This is a genomic window from Pseudomonas sp. NFPP04 (assembly GCF_900113815.1).
Lineage (GTDB): Bacteria > Pseudomonadota > Gammaproteobacteria > Pseudomonadales > Pseudomonadaceae > Aquipseudomonas > Aquipseudomonas extremorientalis.
Window position 1 is genome coordinate 688374 of sequence record NZ_FOQS01000002.1, and the last position, 16217, is coordinate 704590.

The following is a 16217-nucleotide window of genomic DNA, read 5'->3' on the forward strand; positions in this document are numbered from 1 at the left end:
GTCAGCTCCTACAATTCAATGCTCATGCCGTCGTAAGCCACTTCGACATTGCGCCGCACCAGCTCCGCTCGCTCGGGGGAGTCTTCATCGAGGATCGGGTTGGTGTTGTTGATGTGGATAAGCACCTTGCGCTGCTCGGGCAACTGTTCCAGCACTTCAAGCATGCCGCCGGGGCCGTTTTGCGCCAGGTGGCCCATCTCGCGGCCGGTGCGGGTGCCAACGCCACGGCGCTGCATTTCATCGTCATCCCACATGGTGCCGTCCACCAGAAGACAGTCGCTGCCGGCCATGATCTCCAGCAATGGCGCGTCGACCTTGCCCAGGCCCGGGGCGTAGAACAGCTTGCCGCCAGTGCGCAGGTCTTCGACGATCAGGCCGATGTTGTCGCCGGGGTGCGGGTCGAAGCGGTGTGGCGAATAGGGCGGTGCGGCGCTGCGCAGGGGCAGCGGGGTGAAGCGCAGATTGGGGCAGGCCGGGATGGTGAAGCTGGCGTCCAGCTCGATGCGGTTCCAGGCCAGGCCGCCATTCCAGTGGGTGAGCATGCTGAACAGCGGGAAACCGGTGCTGAGGTCTTCATGGACCATGTCGGTGCACCACACCTGGTGCGGGCAGCCTTCGCGCAGGCTCAGCAGGCCGGTGGTGTGGTCGATCTGGCTGTCCATCAGGATGATCGCGCTGATGCCGGTATCGCGCAGGGCGCGGCCGGGTTGCATCGGTGCAAAGCCCTGGAGTTGCGCGCGGATATCCGGCGAGGCATTGCACAGCACCCAATTCACGCCATCGTCGGAGATCGCGATGGACGACTGGGTACGCGCCTGGGCCCGCAGGCTGCCATCACGAAAACCCGCGCAGTTCACGCAGTTGCAGTTCCACTGCGGGAAACCACCGCCGGCGGCGGAACCTAGAATCTGGACAAACATGGCAGCTCCATCAAGCTCAAAACAAAAACGCCCCGGGCGAACCGAGGCGTTGTAGTACCCAGCGGATTAACGGCTGGCGAAGTACATGGTGACTTCGAAACCGATGCGCAGATCAGTGTAAGCAGGTTTGGACCAGGTCATATTCTTACTCCTACGAAGGGATGGGACGTTTACTACCAAGTAATACATATAGTCCACCTCCAGTCGGAGATGTTCAGATGTGTGCGTGGGAATATTACTCAATTCTTTTCAAGTTAGCGCTGTCTTGAGGGAGAAAGCCTTTTGCAGGGGCGGCAATGATCACCCTGCCGCTTGCCACGCAGTCGAGATGCGCGGGCCGTTGGCGATGCAGCGCCAGCCGCCTGCGGCGTCGTTTAATTGTTGCGCGGCATGCTGCAATGCTTCGCGGGTACAGGTTTGGATCCGGGCTTGAAGTTGAACCAGGTAGTCCGACGGATGGCCCGCCAGATGGGCATGCCACAGCAGTTCGGCGGCTTGGGCGTTGGGCAGCGTCCGTACGCAGAACTGCTCGGCCAACGCCAGGTTGCCCAGGTCGTCGCTGCGGTCGATCAGCGCCGGCAGTTGCTTGAGGAAGGTGTTCAGGTGATCGGCGATGCCCGACAGGGACAGGCCAGGGGATTGCACACCGAACAGCAGGCCGGTCTGGCCGTTTATCTGTCGGATGCCGCTGAACACGGCGTAGCCGATTTGCAGCTCTACCCGCAGGCGTTGGTAGAACGGCGCCTGGAGCAGATGGCCGAGTAGTCGCCATGCGGCTTCGTCCGCCAAGGATTGGCTTGGCGTTGGACAAAACAGCAGCAACGCGGCTTCGTTTGAGTCGGTTTCCACCTCATGCCAGATACGTTGGCCGCTCAGGGATGGCGCGACGTGATTGAGGCTCGCGGGTTGCCCCGGCAGGCGGGCCGCAGCAGTTTTGATCAAGGCTTCATGGGGGGTAGAGAAACCCAGCCCCAGACCGTGCCAACGTGCGGAGTCCCACGAGGCTGGTTCGGACGTGGTCGAGGTGCAGCAAGCGGGCAGCGTCTTGAGCAATTCGCGGATGGCGATCATGGGCGGCGCGGCGGCTTGTGCCTCTTGCGGATCGCCCAGGCGTTGTGCCAGCACTTCCAGAACTGCTGGGATCGGCTCCTGTAGCCCGACCATTTTCACCAGCCAGTGACTGCCCAGGTTTTCGAACGACACGTCGACACCCGCCTGGCGTGCATTGTCGCGCAACGATTGCAAAGCGTTTTCCGGGTGTGGCGGAGCTGATTGCCATTGCAGATACAATGCCCCTTCGTTGCTGTCGTCCGCCAATGCCTGGCTGAAGGTCAACGCCGATGCATCACGACGCCCTCTGGAGCGATCCTGGGCAAACGTGCGCAAGCCTCGGTGGGCGCTGGTCTGGCCGCGGATCAGGCCGGCGCGTTCTTCCTTGACCGGCGGACGCAGGAAGGGGTTGTTCGGCGGCAACTGCCAAGTGAGTGTGGAGGGCGGCAGGTGCAGCGAATCCAGCATGGCCTTGAGGGCGGCGACATCCAGTTCCGACAGGTCTTGGTTGTCGTTTCGGGCCAAGGCCAGAGCGCCTTGGGTCTGTTGTTGGCGAACGGCCAGCAGTGCGAATTCTTCGCGCAACGCCGTCCAGTCGCTATGTGCGAAAAAGGCCAGCCAGTCGTACAGCAACGCCTCGACGTGTGTCGCCGATTCAGCGGGACCACTGAGTGTAAAGTCGATAGCCAGCACCGCTTGCCCAGCGAAGTGATACAGCACCGACGCCTGCAGTGCGCTCGCCAGTTGCTGCGCTTTCAGCTCCGCCAGCAAGCCACCGGGTGCCGAAGCGTTAAGCCAGGTGCAGAGGAATGCCAGTGCTTCCCGGGGTGCATTGCACGTGATGACCTGATGCAGGTGATCATTGGCGATGTGCCGATAGCGCTGGGCTTGCCCCTGCATCAAGGCCGGTGGCGCGGATTGCACACGCAGAGGTCCTGGGATCAGGTGCTCACTGAACCGCTGTGCCAAGCCTTCCAGTGCCTCCAGCGATTGTGGGCCGGCCAGGCTCAAGGTCATCTGCCCACTCTGATATAACTGCGTATGAAATTCCCGCAAGGCTTGCTGAAATGTCTCATGCTCTACTGGCAGGCTGTCGCGGTTGCCCGCATGGAAACCCCGCAGCGGATGATCCGACGCCAGGCCTTCCAGTAGTGCCACTTGCTGTTGTGCCGTTGCATCCTGGGACCAGGCGATAAACTCCGCGTGCAGCACCTCGCGCTCACGCAGTTGGTCCTCCAGCGCCAGGCGCGGATGGGTCAGCATGTCGGCCAAGCGCTCCAGGCCCCCGGCAAACGTGGCCGCCGGCAGTTCAAAGAAAAAGTCCGTAGTGCGCTCACGGGTGCTGGCATTGACCTGGCCTCCATGGCGTTGCACGTAGGCCATCAACCCTTCGCTTGTGGGAAAACGCTCGGTCCCGAGGAACAGCAAATGCTCCAGGAAATGCGCCAGTCCCGGCCATGCCAGTGGCACGTCGTGGCTGCCGGCCGCCACCCTCAGCACGGCCGCGCAACGCTTTAACCGTGGGGCGTGATGCAAGGAAACCCGCAAGCCATTGGCCAGGGTCAGGTGAAGGTAATGAGGGTGGGCCGGCGCAGGCATGGGCACTTCCGAAACAGAGAATGTGCCTATGCTAGCAAACCGGCTGGATCAGGGCTTGTGCAGCGCGCCGTACAACTCGGGGCGGCGATCTTGCAGGTAGTGATTGGCACTGCGGGCGTCGAGGAGCGATTGGCGCTCCAACTCCCCGACGATCAGCGCTTCGTCCAGGCCGGCCTGGGCAATACGCTGGCCATTCGGCGCGGCAATGCTGCTCTGCCCGCAGTACTGGATCTCGCCTTCATGCCCGCAGTAATTGGCGTAGGCCACATAACACTGGTTTTCAAAGGCCCGCGCCCGCACGGTGACATCGGCGACAAAATCGAACGGCACCATGTTGGCAGTGGGCACCAGGATCAGCTCAGCGCCAGCCAGGGCCAGGCGCCGGGTGTTTTCCGGGAACTCCAGGTCATAGCAGATCAGGAAACCGAGCTTCCAGCCGTTGAGTTCTACCAGTGGGAAATCATCCTCACCGGCGCTGAACATCGAATGGTCCAGATCACCAAACAGATGGGTCTTGCGGTAGTTGCACAGGCGCTGGCCATGGGCGTCGATCAACTGCACGGCGTTGTAGATCTGTCCATCTGCGGCCCGCTCAGGGTAGCCGTACAGAATCGCCAGCCCGGCGCTTTTGGCCAGTTCGGCAATGGCCTGCGCCGACGGCCCGTCCTGCGTCTCGGCCAAGGCGCCAACGGCCTCGGCACCGATGTTGTAGCCGCTCAGGAACATCTCCGGCAGCACCAGCACATCGGCACCTGACGCCTCGTGCGCCAGTTGGTGCAAGCGCTTGAGGTTGCCGGCCACATCCAGCGGCAGCGGCGGGCATTGGTACAGGGCGACGCGCATGTTCAACTCCTTAATCCGCCAGGGCAATCGGCCCGATTTCATCGAACACATCACCCGGCCCCGGGTTCTCGGGGTGAGTGCTGCCGCCGAAGTGGGTCATGATGCCCCACACCGCGTTCAGTGAGGTTTGCACCGCGCCCTCCACCCAGGCCGGCGTCCAGGACACATCATCACCGGCGATAAAAATCCCACGTTGTTCGGCGGGCATGTCCTTCTGCATGAAGTGTGCATACATGCGCTGGTTATAGCGATAGTGACCCGGCAACGCGCCCTTGAAGGCCCCGAGGAAGTGCGGGTCGGCTTCCCAGGACACGGTGATTGGATCGCCGATAATGCGTGCCTTGATATCGACTTTCGGGTAGATCTTTTTCAGCGCGTCGAGGGCAAGTTTCACCCGCTTGTCGATGGGCTGCGGCAGCATTTTCAGGGCGTCGCTCATCCACGAGTACGACAGGCAGATCACCCCCGGCTTGTCGTCGCCGTTATCGAACAGGTAGGTGCCACGGGTCAGGCGGTCGGTGAGGGTCATGCTCATCAGGTCACGGCCGGTTTCCGGGTCTTTGTCCTTCCAGAACGGGCGGTCGACCATCACAAAGGTTTTCGATGATTGCATGTAGCGTGTGCGGTCCAGGGCCATCCACATTTTTTGCGAGAACAGGCTCTCGTCGCATTCGATCTGGGTGGTCAGCAGCCAGCTCTGGCAGGTGGTCAGCACGGCGGCGTACTCGCGGGTGTCGCCATAGTTGTCGGTGACGGCAAAACGGCCATCGGCGGCATGGGCGATACGTTTGACGCCCGCGCGTGGCGCGCCGCGATGCAGTGAACTCAGGCTGGTGCCGGCCGGCCAATGGGCGCAGCGCTCCGGTACATGGCGCCAGATGCCCATCGGCACCTGGGCTACGCCGCCGACCACCAGGTGTTGGTGGTCGTCGCAGTTGGTCATCACCACGCGGAAGATTTCCAGCATCGAATTGGGGAAGTCAGAGTCCCAGCCGCCGGTGCCGAAACCCACCTGGCCGAAGACTTCACGGTGCAGGAACGACAACTTGGCGAACGCCTTGGAGGTGGCGACGAAGTCGTAGAAGGTGCGGTCGTCCCACAGCGGCACCAGCTTGTTCCACAGCTCCTTGAGGCGCGGCACGTCGCGGTCGCGGATGGCCTGCTGGATATCACCGAACTGCGAACCGGCTTCCAGCGCATCGGCCCAGGCGTCCGCGACTTCCTGGAACAGTACCGGCAAGTCGGAGAGCTTTTGCGCGTAGTGGGTCTGGCCTTCAAGGTCGATGACCGTGCTGCCGGAGGCCGGGGTCAGCGGGTTGGGGAAAGGTTTGGTTTCCAGGCCGAGCTTGTCCACATAGTGGTAGAACGCCGTCGACGACACCGGAAAGCGCATGCCGCCCAACTCGGCGATGATACCTTCGGCGCCTTCAAAGGCCTGGGAGCGCAGGCGGCCGCCCATTTTCGAGGCTTCGTACACCACCGGCTTGAGGCCCAGCTTCATCAGTTCGTAGGCGGCCACCAGACCCGCGATGCCGGCGCCGACGATCGCCACTTCGGCGCCGTGGTGGGCGGCGGGGATGCTGCCCAGGCCTGCCGGGTGTTCGATCCAGTCATCAAAGGCAAACGGGAAGTCCGGGCCAAAGATGGTGATGGGCTTTTTACCGTCTGCAGGGTGGCGATTGTTTTTGTTGAAGGTGTTCATGGCTGACCTGGCTGATGACCCGACGGGGCACGACCCGCTGAGTATAGGAAAAGATGGCAGCCAGTTTAGGGAGCGCGGCGTTCGTTAATAAGACGTAAAGTGTCGTCGGATTGAACTTTTTTTAGTCAGAATGACGAAACTGTTGATCAGATTGGCTGACCGCGATCCAATTTGTTACTCAGGATGATCGACGTAGTGGTTTTCTCCACCCCGTCCACACTGCCGATCTGGTCCAGCAATTGGTCCAACTGTTCGGGCGAATCCGTGCGCAGCCAAGCCACGTAATCAAACTCGCCACTCACCGCGCACAACTGCTGCACCTGGGCCATGGCACTCAACCGGCGCAACACTTCTTTGCCCGAGCGTGCCTGTACGGTGATGCCCACATAAGCCTGCAAACCACCATCGACCACCCGCTGCCCGAGGCGCACGCCATAACCGGTGATCACCTGGGTTTTCTCCAGGCGTGCCAGGCGTGACGTCACTGTGGTGCGCGCGATGCCCAACTGCCGGGCGAGCATGGCCACGCTTTCGCGGGCGTTGATCTGCAGGGCGGCGATCAGTTGGCGGTCGATTTCATCTAGGGCAGGCAAGGCGAGGGCTCCGGTACGGGGGCAATGGGTTGGCATCTTACAGGTTGGCGCTGGCGAGCAGGCAGCGGGTAAACAGTTGCGGCACGGGCAGCTGGCGTTGACTGTAGCGGCTCAGCAGGATGATTTCGCGGTAAAAGGTCCGGCTGCCCAATGGGATGACTCGCACGTTGGGCGAGCGTTCCAGCCACAACCCGGCCTGAGGAATCAGCGATACGCCCAGGCCGCATTCGACCATCTTGACGATGGCCTCCAGCTCATCCAGCTCCAATGCTACCTGCACGTCAAGTTTATGTTCCTTCAGGAATCGGCTGACCAGGCGACCGCCAAATGAAGTGCGGTCATAGCGCACATGGGGCTGCGTCGCCAGCAACTGCAACGGGTTATCACCCGCCAACGTGTGAGGCACGATCAGCGCGAACGGCTCCTTGCGCAGCACCTGCACGTGCAGTTCCTTGGGCAGGTCGAAGGGCGGGCGGATGATGATCGCCGAGTCCAGCTCACCGGCGTCCACCTGGCTCAACAACTCCAGGGACACGCCCGGTATCAACTTGCACTCCACCGTCGGTGCCGCCTGACGCAAACGCACCAGCGCCTGGGGTAGCAGGCCGGTCTGCGCGGTGGTGATGGCACCCACTTTCAGTTCGCCCCGGTACTCGTTGGCATCCACGGGTACGGCCATGCGGTTGAAGGTTTCCAGTATCTCCCTGGCCAACGGCAAGGCACGCAAACCGGCTGCATTCAACGTGGCCTGGCGCCCGGTACGATCGAACAACTGCACGCCAAGCGCCTGCTCCAATTGACGAATCTGCGCACTGACCGCCGACTGCGTCAGCCCGATATGCATGCCCGCCGCCGCAAACGTGCCGTGACGGGTTACCGCAATAAAGGTCTTCAATTCGCGCAGCATGGGCGTCTCGATTGATCGAAATAATTTGAGCTCGGCGCAAAAACTATCGTCTTTTCATCGTCAGGAGCAAGGCTAAACTCGGGGGGACTTAATGCCCACAGAGGTTTGACCTGATGACACTCGCACCTTTTCACCTGGCAATTCCGGTATACGACCTGGCCGCTGCGCGGCATTTCTACGGTGAAGTCTTTGGCCTTGAAGAGGGGCGTTCCAGCGAACACTGGGTAGATTTCAACTTCTTCGGTCATCAGTTGGTCATTCACGAACACCCGAAAACCGCCTCCCAGGAGTCAGCCCACACCAACGCAGTCGACGGCCACAACGTACCCGTGCCGCATTTTGGCGTGGTGCTGGGCTGGGAAGATTGGCACGCCTTGGCGCAGCGGCTGCAGGCCAGGGAAACTCGGTTTGTGCTGGAACCACATATTCGGTTCAAGGGGCAGGTGGGGGAGCAGGCGACGTTGTTTCTGTTTGATCCGTGTGGGAACGCGCTGGAGTTCAAGGCGTTCAAGGATATGGGGCAGTTGTTTGCGAAGTGAGGCGGCCAGACACACGAAAGCCGCGCAATGCGCGGCTTTCTTGTTTGGTGGGCCCACACGGACTTGAACCGTGGACCAAAGGATTATGAGTCCTCTGCTCTGACCAACTGAGCTATAGGCCCTGTAACAGGTCGCGGATTATAACGATGGTTTCCCCGCTGTGCCATCCGAAAAATCCTCAATGCTTATACGAAGAAACGTAGCAGCAAAAAGCTCCGGCGGTAGCGGCAGGCTGACGATGTAGCCTTGCATCTGTTCGCAGCCTTCCGCAGCGAGGAAGGCCTGCTGTGCGGGGTTCTCCACGCCTTCGGCGATGATGGTGAATTGCATGCTGTGGCCCAGGGCGATGATGGCGCGCACAATGGCGGCGTCGTGGGGGTCGTCGGGCAGGCCGCGGACGAAGGATTGGTCGATCTTCAGGTAATCCAGGGGCAGGCGCTTGAGGTAGCTGAGGGAGGAGTAGCCGGTACCGAAGTCATCGATTGCCAGTTGTACGCCGAGGTCTTTGAGTTGGTGCAGCACCTCCAGCGCTTCTTCGGCCTGGCTCATGATGAAGTTTTCGGTGATCTCCAGTTGCAGGCAGCCCGGGTCGAGTCGGTAGTCGCGCAATAGCTGTTCGATGCGCGCCAGCAAGCCGGGGTGACGCAGTTGGGCGCCGGCCAGGTTCACCGACAGTGGGCCGAACTCGTCGAAGGTGCCTTGCCAGGTGTGCAGTTGTCGGCAGGCCTGTTCCAGCACCCAATCACCGATCTGCAGGATCATGCCGTTCTCTTCGGCGAGGGCGATGAAGTGTTCGGGCGGTACGTCGCCAAACGTGGGGTGATGCCAGCGGATCAATGCTTCGGCACCGATCAGTTCCTGGGTGATCAGGCTCCGTTTCGGCTGGTAGTACAGGGTCAGTTCGTTGCGCTCGATGGCGCGGCGCAGTTCATGTTCCAGCGCCACGCGCTCGTTGGCCTGGGCGGTGAGGTCGCGGGTGTAGCTTTCGACCCGGTTGCGCCCCTTGGCCTTGGAGCGATACATCGCGGCGTCGGCATTCTTGACCAGGGTGGCGACGTCGGTGCCGTCCTGCGGGTATAGGCTGGTGCCGATGCTGGCGCTGATAAAGAACTCGTGCTCGCCGGCCTGGAACGGCGGTGTAAAGCAGGCCAACAGCTTATTCGCCAGGTATTCGGCGTCACTCGCGTGTTGCAGGCCTGGGAGCAGGATGATGAATTCGTCGCCGCCCAAGCGTGCCACGGTGTCGATGTCGCGCAGTTGCTCCTTGAGGCGGACGGCGATGTCTTTGAGCAGCAGGTCGCCGATCGGGTGGCCGAGGCTGTCGTTGATGTGTTTGAAGCGGTCCAGGTCAAGAAACAGCACGGCGCCCTGTTTGCCGGTTTCCTGGTGACCGTTGAGGGCGGCCTGCAGTCGGCTTTCGAACAGCGTGCGGTTGGGCAGGCCGGTCAATGGGTCGTGATGCGCCTGGTAGTCGAGACGGGCCTGGGCCAGTTTGAGGCTGGAGATGTCGGCGAACACCGCGACGAAGTGCGTGATCAACTGGTCGCGGTTGCGCACGGCACTGATGGTCAGCCAACTGGGGTACAACTCGCCGTTCTTGCGACGGTTGGAAATCTCGCCTTGCCAATGCCCCTGGGCGGTCAATTGATGCCACATCGCCGCATAAAACGCGCTGTCATGCAGCCCGGAAGCGAGTAAGCGCGGGGTATTGCCGAGGGCTTCGGCCTCGCTGTAGCCGGTGATTTCACTGAAGGCACGGTTGACGGCGCTGATGTTCTGCCGGGTGTCGGTGATCAACACCCCTTCGGCTGTGCTCTCGAACACGGTGGCAGCTTGTTGCAGTTTTTCCTGCATCAGTTGGCGTTCGGTGATGTCTCGGGCGATGGTCAGCATGCAGTCGTCATCGCCAATCGGCAGTGGGCGGCTGGATAGCTCGCACAGGCGAATCTGACCATCGCTGCGGCGTATGTGGCAGATGAAGTCGCGCACAAAGCCATCGCGCTGCATCAGTTCGAGCATGTGTTTGCGTTCGTTGAGGTCGACCCAGATGCCCAGGTCCAAGGTGGACTGATCGACGGAGGCGGCGCTGTTGAAACCTGTGATCCGGCTGAAACCATCGTTCACTTCTATCAGCAGGCCATCGCGCTGGCGGCTCAACAGCAAGCCGTCGGGGGAGGCGTGGAAGGCCTTGGCGAATTTCTCCTCGGAGGTTTGCAGCTGTTGCTGGGTTTCCTTGAGTTGGGTGATGTCGCGCACCACCACCACGATGGCCTCTGTAGTGTCGAGTTGAAACGGCTCGGCGGAAATCAGCCCGGTGAAGGCTTGGCCATTGCTGCGCAGAAAGGGCATTTCCAGGTTGCGGATGCTGGTGGTCTGCAACCGCTGCAGCAGATCGGGGCCTGCGCCCTGGATGCCCCAGATGTTCAGCTCGGTAGCGGTTTTACCCACGACCTGTTCGGCTGTCAGCCCGACCTGGTCCTCGAACGCTTTGTTCACCTCCAGCAGGCAGCCGTCGGACAGCCGTGCAATCACCAGGATGTCCGGGCATTGCTGGAACACCGAGGCGAACTTCTGCTCAGACAGTTGCAGGGCCTCTTCGGTGCGCTTTGCCTCACTGATGTCGATCATCAAGCCGCGCAGCACGGGCTCATGGCCGTGCTCGATCAGGCTGACGATGTCACGCACCCACAAGCAACGGTTGTCGGCGGTGATGACCCGGTAATCAACGCTGTGGTCACGGTTGGCGCGGGTTTCGCGTTGGCAGTAGGATTCGGTGCGAATCAGGTCGGCGGGGTGAATGATGTTGCGCCAGAAGCCCGGAATCAGCCAGTGGGCCCGTGGGTAACCCAACAGTTCCTCAGCGTGGGGTGATACATAGCTGTAGGTGAAGTCGGTGACGCTGGCTTCCCAGGCAATCGCGGACAAGCTCTCCACCAGGCCGCGATAGTGGTACTCGCTGCTGCGCAGTTCCTGTTCGAGGGCTACGCGGCGGGAGATTTCCGAACTGAGCCGGCGATTGATCCGGATTACCACGGCCAGTACGGTGCTCAGCAGCAACACGGCGGGCAGGCCGTAAGTCAGCAAGTCGGTCCAGAAGGTGCGATGGTCGGTAAAGCTGCCGACCCAATGTTGCTGGATCGCGTCGGTTTCCTGCGTGCTAAGGTCGGCCAGTACCTTGTCGAGGATGCCCACCAGCATTTTGTTGTCGCGTGGTACGCCCATCGCCAACTGATAGCGGTAAGGCGTTTCGCCGCTGACGTACAAACCGTCGAGCTTGAGTTGGCGCAGGCTCCAGACGCTTGAGGCGAGGTCGCCGACGACCGCATCCACTTCGTCCGTGGCCAAGGCTTGCAGCGTCGAACTCACATTCGGCATGGCCACCAGGTTGAGGTCGGGATGGTGCGTGCGTAGCAGTTCATGGGGCGCGTAGTTTTCCACCACGGCAATCTTCAGCCCGTAGAGATCCTTCAGATTGCGCGGTTTGGCCCCGCCTTCGTGGGCCAGGATGACGATGGGGAAGTCGAGGTACGGGCGAGTGAACGCCATGTAGCCTTGGCGTTCGGGTGTGGACATGATGCCGGGCAGCAGGTCGAGCTGGTTGCTGCGGGCCAGCTCCAGCACCGCGCTCCAGTTCACCGGTTCGATCAGCTTGACCCGTATGCCCAGGCGATCCTGGATCAGGCGCACGTAATCCGCCGCCAAACCTTGGTAGCGACCTTCTTCGTCACGGTACTCAAAGGGTGGCCATGACGCGTCCACCCCCAGGCGCAGCTCCTGATGGTCCGCCAACCAGCCACGCTCATCATCAGTGAGAGTCAACGCGCCAGCCGTTGCGGTCCAGGTCAGCAGCGACAGCAGTAACACAGTCGGCAATCTGGGCATAACGGTCTCGTTATGGCACGGGGAATGTTTCGAGTGTAGACGGGCATTGCGGGGGAGGGGCGTTGCGAGGGATTTTATCTATACAAAACAAAACCCCCGGCCTGGGCCGGGGGTTCTGGTGTCACTCGTCGAGGAAGGAGCGCAGATGCTCGCTTCGCGTCGGGTGGCGCAACTTGCGCAGCGCCTTGGCTTCGATCTGACGGATCCGCTCGCGGGTCACGTCAAACTGCTTACCGACTTCCTCAAGGGTGTGGTCGGTATTCATGTCGATGCCGAAACGCATGCGCAGTACCTTGGCTTCACGGGCAGTGAGGCCGGACAGCACGTCGCGAGTCGCTTCTTTAAGACTCTCAACGGTGGCGACATCGATCGGCGACTGCATGGTCGAGTCTTCGATGAAGTCACCCAAGTGGGAGTCTTCGTCATCACCGATCGGGGTTTCCATGGAGATCGGCTCTTTAGCGATCTTCAATACCTTGCGGATTTTATCCTCAGGCATTTCCATGCGTTCGCCCAGCTCTTCCGGGGTCGGTTCGCGACCCATTTCCTGCAACATTTGCCGGGAAATACGGTTGAGCTTGTTGATCGTCTCGATCATGTGCACCGGAATACGGATGGTGCGGGCCTGGTCGGCAATCGAGCGAGTGATCGCCTGACGGATCCACCAGGTGGCATAAGTCGAGAACTTGTAGCCGCGACGGTATTCGAACTTGTCCACAGCCTTCATCAAGCCGATGTTGCCTTCCTGGATCAGGTCGAGGAATTGCAGGCCACGGTTGGTGTACTTCTTGGCGATGGAGATCACCAGACGCAGGTTGGCTTCAACCATCTCTTTCTTCGCGCGGCGGGCCTTGGCCTCGCCGATCGACATGCGACGGTTGATGTCCTTGATCTCGGCGATCGTCAGACCGGTTTCGGTCTCAAGCGCAGTCAGCTTCTGCTGGCAACGGATGATGTCCGGCTGCAGGCGACCAATGGCTTCAGCGTATTTCGCCTTGCCTTTGGCCAGTGCGTCGGTCCAGCTTTCGTCTACTTCGTTGCCCGGGAACTGGCGCAGGAAGTCGGCACGCGGCATGCGGGCATCACGCACGCACAGTTGCATGATTGCGCGCTCTTGGGCACGCAGACGCTCCAGGGCACTGCGAACCCGCTCAACCAGGCCTTCGAATTGCTTCGGCACCAGCTTGATCGGCATGAACAGCTCTGCCAGGGCCACCAGCTCGGCAATTGCCTGCTTGTTGGCGCGACCGTGCTTTTTCAGTGCCTTGCGGGTGATTTCCATTTGATCGGAAACCGCACCGAAACGCTGGGCAGCGATGATCGGATCCGGACCGCTTTCGACTTCGTCTTCATCGTCGCCGCTGGCTTCAGCGTCGTCGTCTTCGGAGTCGTCGTCCGCTTTCGCAGCCTTGGCATCGACAGGCGGCGGTACTTCGGCGGCAGGCGGCGCAATGCCGTCATCCGGGTCGATATAGCCGCTCAGGACGTCGGACAGGCGACCACCTTCGGTGGTGACGCGGGTGTACTCGGAGAGAATGTGGTCAACCGTGCCTGGGAAGTGCGCGATTGCGCCCATCACTTCACGGATACCCTCTTCGATACGCTTGGCGATTTCGATTTCGCCTTCGCGTGTCAGCAGCTCGACGGTACCCATTTCACGCATATACATGCGCACAGGGTCGGTGGTACGACCGATATCGGTCTCCACAGCAGCCAGCGCGGCGGCCGCTTCTTCTGCGGCAGCCTCGTCGGTATCGGCGTCCGCCAGCATAAGGGAATCCTTATCTGGCGCAGCTTCGAATACGTTGATCCCCATGTCGTTAATCATGCGGATGATGTCTTCCACCTGCTCTGGATCTGAAATATCCTCAGGCAGGTGGTCGTTGACCTCCGCGTAAGTCAGGTAACCCTGCTCACGACCGAGAACGATCAACTCTTTGATACGTGACTGCTGTTGCGCTTTTCCGGACATAACACCCTATCCACTGAAGGTCTTGGCGGGCAAAAAACAAGCCGAGGATTATACCCGAGCTATGACCTCACACGCCAGCTGAGGTCGGGTTTGATGCGGAAACATTCTGTTTTAAGAGGTCGCGCATCTGTTTTGCTATCTGAATTTGCTCTTCAGCCGACAATCCCGGCTGCCTTGCTCTCTTGATGAGTTCATCGAGGGTCTGCGTGTGCTGACCCGTAGATAACCTAGTAATGGTGTCTAAAAACTGTTGTTCAAGGTTGTCACCGTCAATTAGCCACTCCTTTTCCGCGAGCGCTTTGAGCAAGCGGCCTTGTTCGGTGCCATGCCAGCGAGCCATCAATTGAATTGAGTTTAGCTTAGGATTTTTCTGTACCGCCTCGATCAGGGCGATCAGTACCTGGGCGTAGGTGTTGCTCTCGTTGGCAAAGTGATCGGCGCTCTCGACCTTCTCCGCCAGATGCGGGTGGTGGATGAGCGTGCGCAGGGCAATCAACGTCGGCGCTTCCACGGCAACCGGGGTACGCGGGGCGTAGGCCTCATCGCCGTCACCGCGCTTGCCGTTCTTGCTCCAGGGTTTCTTGTCCCATTTCTTGCCGCCGGCACCGGGTTTCTTCGGCGTCCATTCCTGTTGGGGCGCGTAGGCCTCCTGGGGTTGGTGGAAGTCGGAGTAGTCCGGCATGGCGTCGTAATCCATGCCTGGGTCGTAGGCCGGTGGCGCTGCGTCATGCGGTGCGTTATGCACCAGCTGGCTGACGGCTTCGCCACTGAGCCCAGTGATTTCCAGCAGGCGCATGCGCATCAGGGACTTCAGGTTGGCGCCTGGGACCTTATCAATCAACGGTGCCGCGAGGGTAGCCATGTGGGCCTTGCCTTCGAGGGAGCGTGGATCTGCTTCTTCGGTCAGTTGCTGGAAGAAGTAGTCGGCCAACGGCTGCGCATGTTGATTGATGCGCGCGCGAAATGCGTCGGTGCCTTCGGAGCGCACCAGGGTGTCCGGGTCTTCGCCTTCGGGCAGGAACAGGAAGCGCGCACGGCGTCCATCCTGCAGGCTCGACAGCGTGGCTTCGAGCGCGCGCCATGCGGCATTGCGGCCAGCCTGGTCGCCGTCGAAGCAGAACAGCACGCTGGGCACCACGCGAAACAGGCGTTTCATGTGTTCTTCGCTGGTGGCGGTGCCCAGGGTGGCGACCGCGTTGCGCAAGCCTTGTTGGGCGAGCGCAATCACGTCCATATAGCCTTCAACCACGATGATCTCGTCGAGGTTGCGGTTGTTCTTGCGCGCCTCGAACAGGCCGTAGAGTTCCTGGCCTTTGTGGAACACCGGGGTTTCCGGGGAGTTCAGGTACTTGGGCTTGTCGTCTCCCAGCACCCGGCCACCAAAGGCGATGATGCGGCCGCGGCTGTCGCGGATCGGGAACATCACGCGGTCGCGGAAGCGGTCATAGCGCTTGCCGGTCTCGGCGTTCTCCACCAGCAGGCCGGCGTCGATCATGGTTTTTTGCTGGAGGGTGTCACTGCTCAGGTGCTTGTACAGGTTGTCCCAGCCGGGCGGGGCGAACCCCAGGCCGAAGTCGCGGGCGATTTCGCCGGTGAGGCCGCGTCCCTTGAGGTAGTCGACGGCGGCCTTGCGCTGCGGATGGCTTTTAAGCGCCTGACGGTAGAAGTCGGCAGCGGCGGTCAGCAGCGGGTACAGCGGCGAATCGGTGGGTTGCCGCGGTTTGTGCGGGCGGCCGCTTTCTTCGCGAGGGATTTCCATGCCGGCGGCTTTTGCCAGTTCCTCGACGGCCTGGGGGAAGTCCAGGTTGTCGTGGTCCATGATGAAGCCGAGGGCATTGCCGCCCGCGCCGCAGCCAAAGCAGTAGTAGAACTGCTTGTCCGGGCTGACGCTGAACGACGGAGTCTTTTCCTTATGGAACGGGCAGCAAGCGGTGTAGTTCTTGCCGGCCTTCTTCATTTGCACGCGCGAGCTGACCACATCGACGATGTCGGTGCGGTTCAGAAGGTCGTCAATAAAGCTCTGGGGAATCAGCCCGGCCATGGCGTTCTCGTCATCACTGCGTGTAAATGAGGGCCCGTGAGGTGTTCAAGCGCGCGTATCGAGTGCTCGAGCATCCAGCGACTGCATGGGGTGTACGGAAGTGTATCTGCCGAATATTCACTGACGTTAGTTTCTGATCAGTCTTCGGTGTGGAAATGTTGCCCCGGCG

At 60.9% G+C, this 16217-nt stretch carries 11 protein-coding genes and 1 tRNA gene; 1 reads left to right on the plus strand and 11 read right to left on the minus strand.

Annotated elements, in window-relative coordinates; all coding sequences use genetic code 11:
• Positions 1 to 8: 8 nt before the first annotated feature.
• The 7 genes from pqqB to BM017_RS07075 all read right to left on the minus strand — a co-directional run bounded on the left by pqqB (position 9) and on the right by BM017_RS07075 (position 7614).
• Positions 9 to 920: a pyrroloquinoline quinone biosynthesis protein PqqB gene (pqqB, locus tag BM017_RS07045; RefSeq protein ID WP_058424746.1), complete on the minus strand. Its 912-nt coding sequence runs from the start codon at positions 918 to 920 to the stop codon at positions 9 to 11.
• Between the two features lie 66 nt (positions 921 to 986).
• Positions 987 to 1061, minus strand: a complete 75-nt coding sequence (pqqA, locus tag BM017_RS07050) for a pyrroloquinoline quinone precursor peptide PqqA (protein WP_003194766.1) — start codon at positions 1059 to 1061, stop codon at positions 987 to 989.
• A 159-nt stretch (positions 1062 to 1220) separates the two neighbouring features.
• Positions 1221 to 3569, minus strand: coding sequence for a pyrroloquinoline quinone biosynthesis protein PqqF (gene pqqF, locus BM017_RS07055; protein ID WP_092242269.1), 2349 nt, complete (start codon positions 3567 to 3569; stop codon positions 1221 to 1223).
• Positions 3570 to 3617: 48 nt separating this feature from the next.
• Positions 3618 to 4412, minus strand: a complete 795-nt coding sequence (locus BM017_RS07060; protein ID WP_092242271.1) for a carbon-nitrogen hydrolase family protein — start codon at positions 4410 to 4412, stop codon at positions 3618 to 3620.
• Positions 4413 to 4422: 10 nt separating this feature from the next.
• Positions 4423 to 6114: a flavin monoamine oxidase family protein gene (locus tag BM017_RS07065; protein ID WP_092242276.1), complete on the minus strand. Its 1692-nt coding sequence runs from the start codon at positions 6112 to 6114 to the stop codon at positions 4423 to 4425.
• 146 nt (positions 6115 to 6260) lie between these two features.
• Positions 6261 to 6707 carry an Lrp/AsnC family transcriptional regulator gene (locus BM017_RS07070; protein WP_010206997.1) on the minus strand — a complete coding sequence of 149 codons (447 nt, stop codon included), beginning with the start codon at positions 6705 to 6707 and terminating at the stop codon, positions 6261 to 6263.
• Positions 6708 to 6744: 37 nt separating this feature from the next.
• Complete coding sequence (locus BM017_RS07075) at positions 6745 to 7614, minus strand: LysR family transcriptional regulator (RefSeq protein WP_092242279.1); 870 nt, start codon at positions 7612 to 7614, stop codon at positions 6745 to 6747.
• A 113-nt stretch (positions 7615 to 7727) separates the two neighbouring features.
• On the opposite strand from BM017_RS07075, the gene BM017_RS07080 reads away from it, so the two are divergent.
• Complete coding sequence (locus tag BM017_RS07080) at positions 7728 to 8153, plus strand: VOC family protein (protein WP_092242282.1); 426 nt, start codon at positions 7728 to 7730, stop codon at positions 8151 to 8153.
• A gap of 45 nt (positions 8154 to 8198) precedes the next feature.
• Here the strand turns inward: BM017_RS07080 and BM017_RS07085 are convergent.
• The 4 genes from BM017_RS07085 to dnaG form a co-directional block, all read right to left on the minus strand.
• Positions 8199 to 8275, minus strand: a tRNA-Ile gene (locus BM017_RS07085).
• Between the two features lie 16 nt (positions 8276 to 8291).
• Positions 8292 to 12035, minus strand: a complete 3744-nt coding sequence (locus tag BM017_RS07090; protein WP_092242285.1) for an EAL domain-containing protein — start codon at positions 12033 to 12035, stop codon at positions 8292 to 8294.
• Positions 12036 to 12156: 121 nt separating this feature from the next.
• A complete protein-coding gene (rpoD, locus tag BM017_RS07095; protein WP_071490246.1) occupies positions 12157 to 14007 on the minus strand; it encodes an RNA polymerase sigma factor RpoD in 1851 nt (616 codons plus the stop codon).
• A 67-nt stretch (positions 14008 to 14074) separates the two neighbouring features.
• Positions 14075 to 16048, minus strand: a complete 1974-nt coding sequence (gene dnaG / locus BM017_RS07100; protein ID WP_092242288.1) for a DNA primase — start codon at positions 16046 to 16048, stop codon at positions 14075 to 14077.
• Positions 16049 to 16217 lie beyond the last annotated feature (169 nt).

What these genes read in the sequence shown, in the direction of transcription:
- BM017_RS07090 (WP_092242285.1), bottom strand. Translation starts at nt 12,035, where the DNA reads ATGCCCAGATTGCCGACTGTGTTACTGCTGTCGCTGCTGACCTGGACC.
- BM017_RS07080 (WP_092242282.1), top strand. Translation starts at nt 7,728, where the DNA reads ATGACACTCGCACCTTTTCACCTGGCAATTCCGGTATACGACCTGGCC.
- BM017_RS07075 (WP_092242279.1), bottom strand. Translation starts at nt 7,614, where the DNA reads ATGCTGCGCGAATTGAAGACCTTTATTGCGGTAACCCGTCACGGCACG.
- pqqB (WP_058424746.1), bottom strand. Translation starts at nt 920, where the DNA reads ATGTTTGTCCAGATTCTAGGTTCCGCCGCCGGCGGTGGTTTCCCGCAG.
- rpoD (WP_071490246.1), bottom strand. Translation starts at nt 14,007, where the DNA reads ATGTCCGGAAAAGCGCAACAGCAGTCACGTATCAAAGAGTTGATCGTT.
- pqqF (WP_092242269.1), bottom strand. Translation starts at nt 3,569, where the DNA reads ATGCCTGCGCCGGCCCACCCTCATTACCTTCACCTGACCCTGGCCAAT.
- dnaG (WP_092242288.1), bottom strand. Translation starts at nt 16,048, where the DNA reads ATGGCCGGGCTGATTCCCCAGAGCTTTATTGACGACCTTCTGAACCGC.
- BM017_RS07060 (WP_092242271.1), bottom strand. Translation starts at nt 4,412, where the DNA reads ATGCGCGTCGCCCTGTACCAATGCCCGCCGCTGCCGCTGGATGTGGCC.
- BM017_RS07065 (WP_092242276.1), bottom strand. Translation starts at nt 6,114, where the DNA reads ATGAACACCTTCAACAAAAACAATCGCCACCCTGCAGACGGTAAAAAG.